8 protein-coding genes and 5 pseudogenes are annotated in these 13690 nt (G+C 59.0%); 5 read left to right on the plus strand and 8 right to left on the minus strand.

Annotation, left to right across the window (positions count from 1 at the left end; genetic code table 11):
- Positions 1-177 precede the first annotated feature (177 nt).
- Positions 178-2244, minus strand: a complete 2067-nt coding sequence (locus tag NKH41_RS32730) for a carbamoyltransferase family protein (RefSeq protein ID WP_352690166.1) — start codon at positions 2242-2244, stop codon at positions 178-180.
- Between the two features lie 1013 nt (positions 2245-3257).
- Here NKH41_RS32730 and nadE point away from each other — a divergent pair.
- From nadE to NKH41_RS32745, 3 genes and pseudogenes are all read left to right on the plus strand, one after another.
- A pseudogene (nadE, locus tag NKH41_RS32735) lies at positions 3258-3589 on the plus strand (NAD(+) synthase); the annotation flags it as partial.
- Between the two features lie 404 nt (positions 3590-3993).
- Positions 3994-5076 (plus strand): sensor histidine kinase, encoded by a 1083-nt coding sequence (locus NKH41_RS32740; RefSeq protein ID WP_352690164.1) that lies wholly within the window; start codon positions 3994-3996, stop codon positions 5074-5076.
- A 661-nt stretch (positions 5077-5737) separates the two neighbouring features.
- Positions 5738-5995 (plus strand): aminopeptidase, encoded by a 258-nt coding sequence (locus NKH41_RS32745; protein WP_352453904.1) that lies wholly within the window; start codon positions 5738-5740, stop codon positions 5993-5995.
- 2 nt (positions 5996-5997) lie between these two features.
- Here NKH41_RS32745 and NKH41_RS32750 read toward each other — a convergent pair.
- Positions 5998-6316, minus strand: a pseudogene (locus NKH41_RS32750) (integrase); the annotation flags it as partial.
- Positions 6317-6561: 245 nt separating this feature from the next.
- Between NKH41_RS32750 and NKH41_RS32755 the strand changes: the two are divergent.
- Entirely contained in the window at positions 6562-8169 is a 1608-nt protein-coding gene (locus tag NKH41_RS32755) for a tannase/feruloyl esterase family alpha/beta hydrolase (protein ID WP_352706972.1), read from the plus strand.
- A 241-nt stretch (positions 8170-8410) separates the two neighbouring features.
- On the opposite strand, the pseudogene NKH41_RS32760 reads toward NKH41_RS32755, so the two are convergent.
- Positions 8411-9535, minus strand: a pseudogene (locus NKH41_RS32760) (site-specific integrase).
- 536 nt (positions 9536-10071) lie between these two features.
- Between NKH41_RS32760 and NKH41_RS32765 the strand changes: the two are divergent.
- Positions 10072-11040, plus strand: coding sequence for a glycosyltransferase family 10 domain-containing protein (locus tag NKH41_RS32765; protein ID WP_352453731.1), 969 nt, complete (start codon positions 10072-10074; stop codon positions 11038-11040).
- A 138-nt stretch (positions 11041-11178) separates the two neighbouring features.
- Here the strand turns inward: NKH41_RS32765 and NKH41_RS32770 are convergent, their stop codons facing one another.
- From NKH41_RS32770 to NKH41_RS32790, 5 genes and pseudogenes are all read right to left on the minus strand, one after another.
- Positions 11179-11535 (minus strand): hypothetical protein, encoded by a 357-nt coding sequence (locus NKH41_RS32770; RefSeq protein ID WP_352453730.1) that lies wholly within the window; start codon positions 11533-11535, stop codon positions 11179-11181.
- Between the two features lie 264 nt (positions 11536-11799).
- A pseudogene (locus NKH41_RS32775) lies at positions 11800-11946 on the minus strand (ATP-binding protein); the annotation flags it as partial.
- A gap of 79 nt (positions 11947-12025) precedes the next feature.
- Positions 12026-12312, minus strand: a pseudogene (locus NKH41_RS32780) (transposase); the annotation flags it as partial.
- Between the two features lie 106 nt (positions 12313-12418).
- Positions 12419-13441, minus strand: a complete 1023-nt coding sequence (locus NKH41_RS32785; protein WP_502902221.1) for a transketolase family protein — start codon at positions 13439-13441, stop codon at positions 12419-12421.
- Positions 13438-13690, minus strand: a 253-nt coding sequence (locus tag NKH41_RS32790; protein WP_502898625.1) for a thiamine pyrophosphate-binding protein, incomplete at its 5' end; no start/stop codon positions are given. The genes NKH41_RS32785 and NKH41_RS32790, both read right to left, overlap by 4 nt.

The following is a 13690-nucleotide window of genomic DNA, read 5'->3' on the forward strand; positions in this document are numbered from 1 at the left end:
CCGATTCTTGGTGTTAAAAACGCCCCCGCCGCTGGCGTTTTTTTCGGCGGGCCGGGGGCGCCCAACATCAGGTTTACTAAACACCCTTGTTTTCACGTCCACCCCCTCCCCCGGGTTCGGGGCCGGGCGGCGTCGATGAACACCTTTATTCGCCGAGCTTGGATAGCGGCACCTCTATCACGCTGAGAGCCTGTTATGCTGGTCCAGCGTTTGATCGCGGTCTTGATCCATGCGAGCAGCTTGTGAGGGATGCAATCGAACGAGGCGCTGCTCCCACAGCCGTCGCAGGCCCTCCATCAGAGCTTCACGCTTAGCCTGATCCGGCGCAATTGTATTGAGGAGATCTCCCAACACGGCTTCGCCCTCAATCCGCATCAGCAGATTAAACAAGTCGTGTGAAATTCGTACACTGTCACTGCTGAAGTGGGTCGTGCTGATCTCGCAGTGAGTCTCCCGACGATCTGGCGCTTTGTAAGCGCGGGTTTGATGGAGGGACACATAGGGCGGCAACGAAACCGCAAGCGCAGTCCAATCCTGCAGCGTTGCAGCCCGCTTTTTTACCAGGAAGGGCCCGACCACAAGTCCATCCAGCTCTGTCGTCAGAAAGGTGGCAATCGCGTCTGCAACCGAATCCACGATCGGTTCGGCATTGTTGTTAAAGGACGTATTGAGCAGAATTGGAGTGCCTGTGCGCTTCTTGAACGCATTGATGACCTCCCAGTACGCGGGATTGGCGTTGCGCGATACTGTTTGCAGGCGAGCGGTACCGTCGACGTGCGTGATGGCACCGAGCAAGGCGCGCTTTGAGTCACGCACGCGAACGACGAAATTCATGAATGGAAATTCGTGCCTACCGTCCGGGAGGTCGAAAAATTCGCTCGCATCCTCCTCCAGCACAGATGGCGCGAAGGGCCGATAGCCTTCGCGCTTCTTGACCATCGCATTGATCCGGTCCTTGTTTGCGGCGGGCCGAGGGTCGGCAAGAATGCTGCGGTTGCCCAGCGCACGTGGCCCAAACTCCGAACGACCCTGCACCCAGCCGATCACGGCGCCGTTGGCGATCCAGTCGGCTGCACTGCTTGCCACGTCATCAGAGCGTTCAACCTCGAGATGTCCGGCCCATGCATTCAGTTCCTGTTGCACGGCGCGCTCGGTCCCGAGATCAGGACCCCAATAGACCTCCTGCAGTCGCTCACACGGCGCGGGGCGGCCCATCTCGTTAGAGACTATCAGCGCAGCTCCCAATGCGCAGCCAGCGTCGTGAGACGCGGGTTGCACGAAAATGTCGTCGAAAAGCCCTGAATACAGCAGCTTACCGTTCATCGTGCAGTTGTGGGCCACCCCCCCCGCCAGGCACAACCGCTTCATGCCGGTGGCCTCACGGTGATGCCGGAGAATGTGGAACACGATCCGCTCAAGCGCTTCCTGCAGTGACGCACTCACATCTCGATGCTGCTGGGTGAAGGGCATTCCCTTTCGCCTGACCTCGATATTGCGGAGCAACGCCGGACCGATGCGGTCGAGGTGAACACGGTAGCCACCGCCGTTGGCGGAGAGCTCGTAGAACTGCTCGAAGAGCTCGCGATAGGGAGCGGGGTCGCCGTAGGGCGCGAGTCCCATTACCTTATACTCGTCGAACAAGCCGTAGCCGAGATAGCGGATCGTCTCGAGATAAAACAGCCCAAGAGAATTGTTCTCGGGGAAAGCCTCGAGTTGCGTAATTTCTGTGCCAGACCCTACCGCCAAGAGGCCCGATAGGAAATCACCAGAGCCATCAATCGCTAGAATGAGACTTTGTTCGAAGCCCGACATTGCAAAGGCGCTCACGGCGTGCGCCTGATGATGACTTACGAATGAAATACGCGAACTGTCCAACTTAGTGCCGAACTCACGCGTTAACAGATCCTGCACCAACGTTTTAGCATCCAACGGAATGGAGAGAATGTCCGGGTGGGATGCGGACATACCTTCAAGCATGGCGTTGGCATAGGGCTCGCTGGCGTAGAGCGCGACACGATCAATGTCGTTGAGCTGAACCCCCGCCGCTGACAGACAGTATTGAATCGAACGAATTGGGAGCTTGTTGGAGTGTTTCATCCGATTGAGGCGTTCCTCTTCGACGGCTGCTATCACCCGTCCGTCTCGGACGAGCACCGCGGCGCCATCGTGCATAAAGGCGTTCCGAAGCTCGAATCGGTTTTCATGGACTTGGTCAAGTCCGCCGCTAATTCCTAGACACAGCATTTCTTTCTCCACATAGTGACGGGCAAGCCAAATTGGCCTGCCTCAGACCGTTTCCAACTAAATAGGCCGCGTTGTCGCTTGCAGCTGCAACCGCCTGTCAGGCATCACCGGCATCAAAGAACGCCTCATAAGGGTCCGCCTGAATCAACATGAGATGCTTCGATCGTGGCGCCTGCCGTTCCATGACGCCGAGAGCTTGGCTGGATCATCGAATCTTGAGCGGCTGCTGACTTGCATGCCGGCGATGCCGTTTTCATCTGCAGCACGAACTTGTGACGCGGGCTGCCTATATCCTTGCGAAGGGGCGGCTGTTGACGAATAATGCCGCGCCGTGAACTGGCCCGATTTCATTCCCCGAAAGACCGTCGCACAGGCGAGTGACATGTGCTGCACTGTCCGCCTGCTTCCCGGTCGCACATCCGATAACGCCTTCGCTTGTGCAGGAGGCCGCATCGCGTCATTCGTCGGCCAAACATGGCACCGACTGGAAGCCCGGCAATACCGCGTAGATGTAAAGTGCGCTGATGTTGTATGGTAGCGCTGCCGGCCGGGTCTCCAATCCGCTGCCCAAACGAGCGGACTGCCTGCGGCAAAAAGCCCGCCACAAGCAGAATCGCGCTGGGCAGCTGGCTCGCCTGCAAGACTTCGCAGCTCAGGAACATTGGGGACGACTAGCGTCGAACCGCCGACATGATCGGCCAGTTGCAACTCACTTCTCGGCACGACCTCCACTGCACGTCAGGGCGCATGGAAGATTTTCTCCTTTGGATGGGTGATCGGTGCGGACGTGCTTTTGTCCATGCAAGATTTCCGAAGAGTTATGAAATCGTTTGTTTCGATCAAAGTCATCCACGCTATGAATAGCTGCCGGACATGCGCTTCAAAGGGGCTTCAGGCTTCCCGGATGGCTACTCCGATTCGAAGCGCGTGGCATTCCATGCGCTCTATGACAACATTTTTCAGCAAAGGGTATGAGAGCAAACCCACACTTCTTTTTCAGAAGTCGCTTCGAAGCAGCCGAGGCCTTGATGGGCTTCTTCACCAAGTTCGGCGATGGTGCCGCAGACATTCTTCCTCTTTCCGGGCTGAACAAGCGCAGAGTTCGCGCCTTGGCAGTGTATCTGGGCGCTCCGTCTGATCTTGTTGAAAAGATCCCGACCGCCGACCTGGAGAACCTCGTCCCGGTCTCACATACGATGAGATTGACGACTTCCTCGAAGGCCAAGAGATCAACGAAGCGGCGCACAGGCGTATACTTCATGCGCATTCCAGCACAGCCCATAAGCGAGCGCTTCCCGTCACAACGATTGCCATGACGGGTTCGATATTTAGGCATCGGCAATAGCGTCTCAACATACACGATCGATGGGCTTGCCGCAGTTAGGCAGCTAGCGGCCTGAATTACCGCTGGAGCGAAGCGCTGCTCTTTCAGCCCGCATGCGGTCATGAGGTTGACAGTGTCGGCACGTATCGCCGAGGCCGGCACGCGAACTCATTCTCCCTGAATGCCTGCTCTATCGATCTTCCGCAGCGTACCCACTTGACCGGTCGCTTCGACATTCCAGGCACCTGGATTCTAGCCGATCCTTGCCGCTCTCCTTCGGCCGGTCGCAATGCTGGACGTGCGGCCGTTACGCGATGCAGAGCTGGTTGTCAGATGCGTGATGCGAAACGTGAGATGCAGCTCCAGTTTTGGCGATGGCGGGCTCGCCGCATTGTTGATATCATCCGCACAGAACAGGCGCGCAAATGACATCGGATTCAGAGAAGGCTGAGGCGGTCGAGCAGTTACTTGATACACCTGACCTTGCAACCGCACTGGAAAGCGAACAGTTCAAGAAATTCCTCGACCAGGTGCCGATCGCCATAGCCGTTTCGGACCTTGCCGGTGAAGAGCGCGTGGTCTACGCCAATCCGGAATTCGAGAAACTCTCAGGCCTGATGGCCGCCAGGCTCACCCAAGAAAACTGGGCGGCCCTTTTAGGCACGGGCCTCCATCAGCAAAAGGACAGGCCGCTAGCCGAGGCGGTGGTCGAGGGAACCGATTTGGTCGGCACCTTCAGGCTGGAGCGCGGCGAGGACAAACCCGCGATCGTCGACGTTTATTCCAACGTGATCGAAGACGACAACGGCAAGGTTTGCTTCCGACTGGTGGCCCTGGTCGACGTATCGGCTCACGGCGAGGCGGGAGATCAGCGCTCGGCCGAGGAGCGTGTCAGCGAGAAAGACACGCTGCTGCGCGAACTGCAGCACCGGGTGAAGAACAACCTGCAGATGATCACCGCGCTGATCCGGCTGGAAAGCCGCAACGCGACCGAGGCCGACCGGAGACGGTTTGAGCGGCTCGCCGGTCGCGTCGACGCTCTGGCGATCCTCTACCAGACGCTAACCGCCGACGAGCCGAAGGAGGAGGTCGATCTTGGCGTCTATCTCAGCCAGATCGCGTCCGCGGTGATGAGCTCGCATGCAGTCGAGGGGATCCGCCTGGATATGAAGGTGGATACATATCCCGTGTCAATAAACGTCGCCATGCCGGCCGGGCTGGTCGTAAACGAATTGCTGACCAATTCACTAAAGCATGCGTTCCGGGGCCGCGATGGCGGCACGATAACACTGCACAGCGTCGTCGATGGCGACGGCTGCCGGGTTATAGTGGCGGACGACGGAATCGGCCTGCCGGAAGGCGAGGTGTGGCCCAAACCAGGCAAGCTCGGAGCGCTGATCGCGCGATCGCTGACCGAGAACGCCAAGGCCCACTTAGCCGTCGAGTCCAGCGCCAACAAAGGGACGAAGGTGACCATCGTTTTCAAGCGGTCGGCGGCAGCAAGCTGAACGGTTGCTGTCGAACTAGCAGGCTGGCGGCTGGCTTCATGTCGCGGCTTTGAGCAGGTGGCTGCAAATAGGCTAGGTCGCCCTTCACGGCCTGCTTCACATGGTCGAGGTCTTCCATCATGCTCCAGGCTTGCTGCTTCTGACTTCGGCGGCCAGTCCATCCCCACCTAGCGGAAGGCACTCCCGCCTGATTACGTTGCGGCTTGAGTCTTGACGGCGGGGGCACCTGACGCCTTCGCGCTCATCACGCGCGGGCCGGCAATTCAGCAGCGAGTCATCGCTTGGCCAATCTTGCCGAGGACGAAGGTCTAACCTACAAATAAAATTGGTCCGACTGTTCGTGGCCGGAGGTAACCGCGAATTTGCGCTATCGGGACAGGAGAGCAGTGCTATAGGCAAACCGCGATGCGTGCATTCGTTCGATTGGTTCTACGATTATCCTGACGCCTGGGGTGACCAGTTGCACCAGTATTTCCTACTACGCGCAATCTTTGTAGGGTCATGTGCAGATCATCGCGGCCCGCCAAGACATCGGAAAACTGATCGACGATCCTTCAACCCCTGAGATATTGCGCGCCCGAATGGCATCGGCGGCCGCCATATAATAGTTTGCGGCAAAGACGGCCGCGATCGAACGGCTGAGGACGCGCTCGCCAACAGATTGCGCGACAGACGATGGGGTGGATACCGCGGATACGACGCCTGGTTCGATGCTCCGATCAACAACGCGAAGCTCGCCGCGACTTCCGTCTACAGCGATTCGGTTCAAAGGCTTGGCGCGTTGGACAAAGCTCGCCGCGCCGAAGCGCGATGCATAGAAGCCGGGATAGTCGCCCGAACACAAGTCGAACAAGCGGAGTGGTCGACCGTTTCGTCCTCCCCGGGGACGAGCCGGTTGCTCTGGCCTGGGGCGACCTGATGGGTCTTGCGGAGCACCGTCTCCAGCATGGCGATCAGGTCTTCGGGAAGTATGGCCTCATTCTGCACAGACGGTTTTGCGTGGCTGTTACGGATGCCGGCGGGCACGGTGGCGATATGGCGGTCCTTTCGATCGAGCGGCTCGCCACGCTGCGTATAATTCCACGCCAGGGAGGAGAGACGGCGCTCGATCGTCGCCACAGAGTTTGGTTTCTTGTCTCCTGTAACCTTTCTGGATGCACAGGCCGTGATGTAGAGGCCGACGGTCTGCGGATCAGGCGGCAACACCTCCGAGGTGCTGCCGGCGCGCCCAGGCGCAAAAAATCCGCTCTCGACCGAGCGGCGTCAGACCGGTATTCTTATGGATGTTCATCCGGTCCCCCTGGAGTCACTGAAGCTTCGATAATCTCAGCTTTCCCGGTTCGGACCGGATGGACAAGCTACTGAAAGCTCACAACTAGCTACCAATGCGATCAGCTTTCGGGCTATCGGGCGCATCCAGGGAGGATGGGTATGTTCTTGGCTAACGGGCTCAAGCTGCGGGACCGCGGGTGCACGCTGGCACTGATGTTGGCGATCATATTTGTATGTGCGCCTGCACTGGCGGCAAACGCGTCGGATCAGGCGTGCCGGTCCATCGCCAAGCTCCAAATTCCAAGCGTGATCTTTACCGAGGCTAGCCTTCAAAAGCCGCAGGAGATCCCCGCAGATCCCTTCACTGCATTCACCGGCGCCTCGCCTCAGGCGGTAAAAGTGGGCGGGCACTGCCTTGTCCGAGGTGTTATCGGGAAACGCCAGGGGGTCGATGGTCAATCATATGGCACCCGGTTTGAGGTGCGTCTTCCGACGACCTGGAACGACATGTTCCTTTTCCAGGGCGGCGGCGCAGTTGATGGCTTCCTGGCGCCGGCCGTCGGGACCATTCCTTGCCGGAACTCGACCGCGGCTCCCGGGCTCTTGCGCGGCTACGCTGTTGTAAGCATGGATGGCGGGCACCCAAGCCCCGATCCGGCTTTCGGGGTCGATCAAGCCGCACGCATTGATTTTGCGTACGCCTCCATTGGCAAAGTCACTTCGGTCTCGAAGCAGGTGATTGCAAAGTTCTATGGGGCGGCTCCGAAAAAGTCGGTGTTCATGGGATGCTCGAATGGCGGTCGTGAGGCGTTGATAGCGGCTCAGCGATATCCGCTCGAGTTCGACGGCATTGTTGCAGGTAGCCCGGGTTTTCGTCTCAGTGCCGCCAACATTGCCGAAGCTTGGGATACTCGCCAGTACATGAGCATCGCTCCCAAGGATGAGGCCGGCCATCCCATTCTATCCCGCGCCTTCTCCCAGCAGGATCTGAACATCGTCGCCAAGGCGGTTCTCGCTGCCTGTGATGCTCGCGATGGCATTGAGGATGGCGTCATCAACGCCTGGCAGCAGTGCCGGTTCGACCCAAAGGTCCTGTCCTGCCAAGGCGATAAGACGGACAGCTGCCTCACGGCTGGTCAAGTGCAGGCCATGAGCCGCGCGTTCGCGGGTCCGGAAAGCTCCGATGGCGAAAAGCTTTACAGCGATTGGCCATATGATACGGGCGTTGCGGGCGCGGACTGGAGAATGTGGAAGCTGGGCAATTCCCCCACTTCCCAGTCGGATGCAAATAACATCGTTCTGGGAGCCCGCTCGCTTCAATACTACTTCATGACGCCCCCGGCGCCGAATTTTGACCCCCTGAAGTTCGACTTCGACAAGGATCCGGCACGCGTTGCGGATACGGCCAAGCTCAATGATGCGACCGGCACGTATCTCGCCAGCTTCGGTGCCCACGGTGGAAAGCTGCTCTTGTTTCAGGGACTTTCCGATCCGGTCTTCTCAGCCAACGATCTGGTGCGCTGGTACAAGCAAGTCGTCGAGGTCACAAGCGGCGGCGATTTGGAAGCGACTCGCCGTTTCGTGCGCATGTTCATAATCCCGGGGATGACCCACTGCGGCGATGGCCAAGCCTTCGACGACTTTGATCCTTTGGCCGCCATCGAGGGCTGGATAAACCAAGACAAGGCTCCGGATTCTCTCGCGGCTGGCAGCAAGGCATTCCCCGGCAAGCACCAGCCGATCTGCGCTTATCCCACTCAAGCTGCCTATGGCGGTAAGGGAAATCCCGATGAGATCGCGAGCTATTCGTGTCGGGGATAAGAGACCTCGTCATTTGTTCGCTTCAATCTGCGCGCATTCCCGGAACAGGTCTCCCGGACCAAGGATCGGTTGGAAAAGCTAAACCCGGAATTTGTGGGCCGTGCCATAACGCAGTTGATGATCATGCCTGACTACGAAGCGTCGGCCGCCGATAGTCTGGATACAGCGCTCCCTGTGCTCGATGAGGTATTGTTATCGCCTGGGATCTGACCGCCTCATCCCAGCGGACAAAACGGGGGCATCAGAGCCCGGACGCCTTGGTGAGATTTACGCGGAAACGATCGCGCCGGCGCTGATAATTTCGCGTCATCTCCGCGGAGGCATGGCCGAGCTGTTTTTGCACATAGCGTTCGTCGACCTCGGCCGACGAGGCGAGGCCGGCGCGCAGTGAGTGGCCGGCGAATTTCTTGGCCCGTTCGCCCTCCGACAGATCGCCGCGCACGCCGGCGGCGAGCGCCGTGCGCTTGACCAGGCGTGCGACCTCCTGGTCGTTCAAGCGATCGGCACCGACGGCTCTGCCTTGACCAGCAACGCGCCGAAACAGCGGTCCGTGCGCAATGCGCGCCAGTCTTAGCCAGGTCTGCAGAGCGACCACAGGGCAGGTGGCGTCGGAGGAGCCGCGGCCGATTTCGACCTCGCGCCAGCCGGTTTTGCCGCGCAATGTGACAAGCAGACCCTTATCGGCAAAAATCTCGACCCAGCCGCGCCCGTCCTCGGTCTGATCCCTGCCGACGTCGAGGCCGACGATTTCGGATCGGCGAAGGCCGCCGGCGAAACCCAAAAGCAGCATGGCGCGGTCGCGCAGACCACGCAGCGTGCCGCGGTCGAGGGTCTCGAACATGCGATCAGATCCTCGGGCAGGATCGCTTCCTTCTGCCGGGGAGGGGAGGCGTGGGTGTTGCGAACGCCAGCCATGACCGTGGCGATATGCCGGTCCTTGCGGTCGAGCGGCTGGCCGCGCTGGGCAAAATTCCAGGAGAGCGACGAAAGCCGGCGCTCGATGGTTGAAACGGTGTTGGGCTTTTTGTCGCCAGTGGCCGTACCTGACGCGCAGGCGGCGATATAGAGCCCGACGACCTCAGGATCGGGCGGGAACATCTCGATGCCCTGGCGCCGGCGCCAGCTCGAAAAATGCTTCCAGTCGGCTGCGTAGGCGCGGCGCGTGTTGGCCGAACTCGCCGCCTCGATATAATCGCGCGCGCGGCCGGCGAGCGCCTCAAGCTGCGCAGGCAGGCTGGGATTGGCAATGGCTGGAAGGGGAGGGGGACGAGGCTAGGTCGGCATCGCCCATCTGCATGACGATATCGATGATGTCGGGCAAAGCCGCGGCGCTTTGTGTGTGAAGCTTGTCCGAAATTCGTAGCATATTTCGGACATCTTGACCGTCACTTCGTCCGAAATCGGACCACAGATTTCGGACAAAGCCCCGGCATCAACCCGCCAATATCTCGATCTGCCGTCGCCGCTGCAAACGTCGCCTGTGAGAGGCGAGCCGCCTCTAAACTGGTCGTATATCCCGATTAATAATAAGAATGTAGTCAACTTCCATATTTTAGAGGGCACGCATGCTGCCACTCAACCGGCCTGATCACCACACAAAGTGAGGAAGAACCTGGTTAGGTGCAAAGCGACAATTGCCTCGACAGCGGGTCCCGGAAGGTTTATGCTGCCCAATCTTACCGCAATCCGAAATGGCGATTGAGTACCTTCACGGGTGAAGGGATTCCCGCGGTCTTAGAGATGAGTTGTCGAATGGCGCGAAGTCGCACAGAATCGCGAAGTCGCACAGAATCGTGTGTTTGATACCGATCAGGATCGCGAGCTATTTCAGGCGCAGAGAGGTCTTGCGCCCGATGCACGAGTTGCTCCCGGTCCAACGGAAGTGAATGGGGTGGAACTGCTTTGTCGACCAAATTGTTGACGGAACGTCCGGCGCCCATTGTTGCTACATGTCTGGATTCTTGGGGCGTTTTGGATGATGCAATCCACCATCTCACTCCAAAGGGCAGTGGAATCTGGAACAATGTCGCTTTTGTACGCAGGACATCCTTCGCGCCCGATTGGCATATTGTCTTTAACTCTGCTTCTATTTTTGGGCTCCCTGTTGATATCGAGGCGAGTCCAAACAGGACAATTTTTGCAATCGGCGAACCGCCGACGAAAGCTCATCGCGCATTTCATGAAGGGCAAGGGAAAAATACCATCGTCCTGACGTCTGACGCAGAGCTGGCTGCTCGGCAGAATGCAGAGCGCCGATTCGTTTTGTCTCCACCTATCACTCGGTCTTGGTCTGTAACAAAGACATATGACCAACTTCTGGTCAGCGAAGTCGTGGACAAGCCGCTTCGGCTCTCATGGATTACCAGTAACATCGCCCTGCTTAAAGGGCATCGATATCGGCTGGCGTTTCTGGAACGGCTGAGAGAGGAGCTCGATTTTGACCTGTTCGGCCGAGGTTTTCGGCTGATTGGAGATAAATGGGACGCACTCGCACCGTACCGTTACAGTATAGCTTTCGAGAATACTCGTGCTGATTACTATTTTACAGAGAAGCTTATGGACTGCTTCGTTGCTGAAACAATGCCGATCTATTACGGCAGCCCGGCAATCACGAGGTTCTTCCCTTCCGACTCAATGGTTCTGATTGACCCAGAGGACAAGAACGTAATCCAAAAAATTCAAGAAATCATCGACTCGGACCTCTGGAAGGAGCGTCGCGGCGCAATACAAGAGGCGAAGCGGTTGGTTCTTGAGAAATACAATACGTTTGCTTATCTCGCGGGCTTCATCGAAAGCGTTCACGATAAACCCTTACCGCCGGAAGTTATACACATCGGTTCGCCTGCGGTCGATTTTGGGACAGACGAATGAAGTACTCCAACGCTCGCTTCGCGTGCCCGGCGGTTGGTGGTCTGGCGAGATCGGTACGGAGCGCTCGGCGGAGAATGCCTACCTGCGCAGACGGGCCGGCACGGGCGCACGAGGTCATGCGCCCCCGGCTGCCGCTGATCAGACGAACTGGGGAAGGCCAGGAACGGAATTGAGGACCTCGTCCACGAGTTCGTCGCCGGCATGTTCCTTGGCGAAGGCGATCGTCTCGTTGGCGATGGCGGCGATCTTTAGAATGCTGAGACCCTCACTCATCAATTGCTGGCCGAGCCCCATGAGGCCGCCTCCGCCCTCTGGGTCGTTGCCATGATACTTCGCCACTAATTCCGAAGCTCCGGGAATGGCCGCGATCATGCGCGCAACGGGACCGTCGGCCGCGTGGCGTTGCAGGAAACCCAGCATTAACCCAACGGCCTTCTCTGCGAGAGCCGGGCCGATGCCGGCACCAGTGGCGATGCGCGATAAGAATTCTTCCATGGCAGGGTTCGTCTCTCTTTAATGAGGTTTACACGGGGCCGGTCCGGCGCCCAAAGCGCCCTTGGCCGAAGCACAATTGAACTCCACAAAAATAGGCCGGCGGAAGTGCTATTGCAACTGCGCGGAAACCGCCTCTGTCAACGCAAGCTGCGTCGGACGTGCGTATTTCGCAAAAACGGGACAGTCGTTCCGCTAAATCGCGGACAGCAGTTTCACTAATCGCGGACAGCAGGATGGGGTCGGCGCTCGGTTGTCTGGTTGAAGTCATTTGCGATTGATTTCGCCGTTTTCGGCGCCGGTCAAGGGCGGCGGTGTTTTTTGCTTTCTCATGCTGTCGCCTTCGAGGGTGATGCGATGGGCGTTGTGGATGATCCGGTCGAGAATGGCGTCGGCTATTGTCGGCTCCCGAATGCTTCATGATGCACCTTTCCTTGATCGCCTGGTCCGTTGCAGTCGGCGTTGAAGTTGATCGATCTGGTCGCTGGAAAGGTTTCCGCTTGGCCGCGGGCGTCACCATTTCTTTCCCACAAGATCCTTCAACGCGGCATTGTCGAGCATGGCGTCGGCCAAAAGCCGCTTCAGCCGCGTGTTCTCGTCCTCCAGAGCCTTCAGTCGCCGAGCCTCGCAGACATCCATCCCGCCGAAGCGGGCCTTCCAGTTGTAAATCGAGGCGTCGCTGACCCCGTGCTTGCGGCACAGATCGGCAACCGATACCCCGGCCTCATGTTCCTTCAAAATTCCGATGATCTGCTCTTCAGAGAAGCGGCTACGTTTCATGTCCTGGTCCTCTCGATGGGCGAGAACGAACTTCAAACCGGATTAGATAAGAGGGGCAAGGTCAAGGTCGATGACTCAACTGTTGTGTGGGGAGAGCTCTTACTTCTCATTCGCTCCAAATGCGGACGCGGCGCACGAGCTCGGAAGTTGAGATCCCGTAGCGATCGTGAAGCGTCGGCAGCGCGCCAGCGTCGAGGAACTCGTCGGGCAGGGCGATCTGGCGAAAGACTGGGGTCACTCTCTCGCGCATCAGCAGCGCGGCAACGCCTTCGCCAAGGCCACCAATGATGGTGTGGTTCTCCGCCGCCACCACCAGCCGTCCCGAACGGCGCGCGGCAGCGAGTATCGCCTCCGTATCCAGAGGTTTGATCGTCGGAACGTGCAGAACGGCGCAGCCGATCCTGTCGGCTTCAAGCGCCTTCGCGGCCTCCAGCGCGCGCATGGTCATCAGGCCGCTGGAAATGAACAATACGTCCGCGCCCTCGCGCAGCATTCGCGCCTTGCCGATTTCAAATGTATAGTCGTCTTCGTCGAGCACGACAGGAATCTTACCGCGCGAAAGCCGCATGTAGACCGGCCCGTTGTAGTCCGCGATCGCCTCCGTGGCCTGTTCGATGTCGAGCGCGTCGCAAGGGTCGATGATCGTCAGGTTCGGCATCCCGCGGAAAATCGCGATGTCCTCCGTCGCCTGGTGGCTGGGGCCGTAGCCGGTCGTCAGCCCCGGTAAGGCGCAGACGATCTTCACATTGAGTTTCTCCTCGGCGATCGCCATGCAGATGAAATCGTAGGCACGTCGCGATGCGAAGACGGCGTAGGTGGTGGCGAAGGGCGTAAAACCCTCCCGCGCCAAGCCGGCGGCGGCGCTCATCAGCACCTGCTCCGCCATGCCCATCTGATAGAAGCGGTCCGGATGCTCCTGTGCGAAGACATGGAGATCGGTGTATTTCGCGAGGTCCGCCGTCAGGCCAACTATCCCGGGCCGCTGGTGCGCCAGTCTGGCCAGTGTGTGCCCGAACGGCGCATTGCGTGTCGGTACGCCATCGGGCGCGATCGACGCGATCATCGCCGATGTGGTCTTGCGCTCACCGGCATTGGCGGCGTGGCGCGGCGCGAACTTTGACAACCTCAACGCGGACGTCCCTTTTCCAAAGCTTCGAGCGCTAACGTCCATTCGTGCGGTTCGACGCGGATGAAATGCGTGATGTCGCGGGTTTCCAGGAATGGCACACCCTTGGCCATGCGCGTATCGCAAACGATCACACGCGGACGAGGTTCCTTCAGGCCGCGCGCCATGTCGAAGGCCTTGCGGACCGCCTCGATGTCGTTGCCGTCGACGCGCTGCGCATGCCAGCCGAACGCCTCGAACTTGTCGGTCACC

Origin of the sequence: Mesorhizobium sp. M1169, assembly GCF_040318345.1 — a bacterium.
GTDB lineage: Bacteria > Pseudomonadota > Alphaproteobacteria > Rhizobiales > Rhizobiaceae > Mesorhizobium.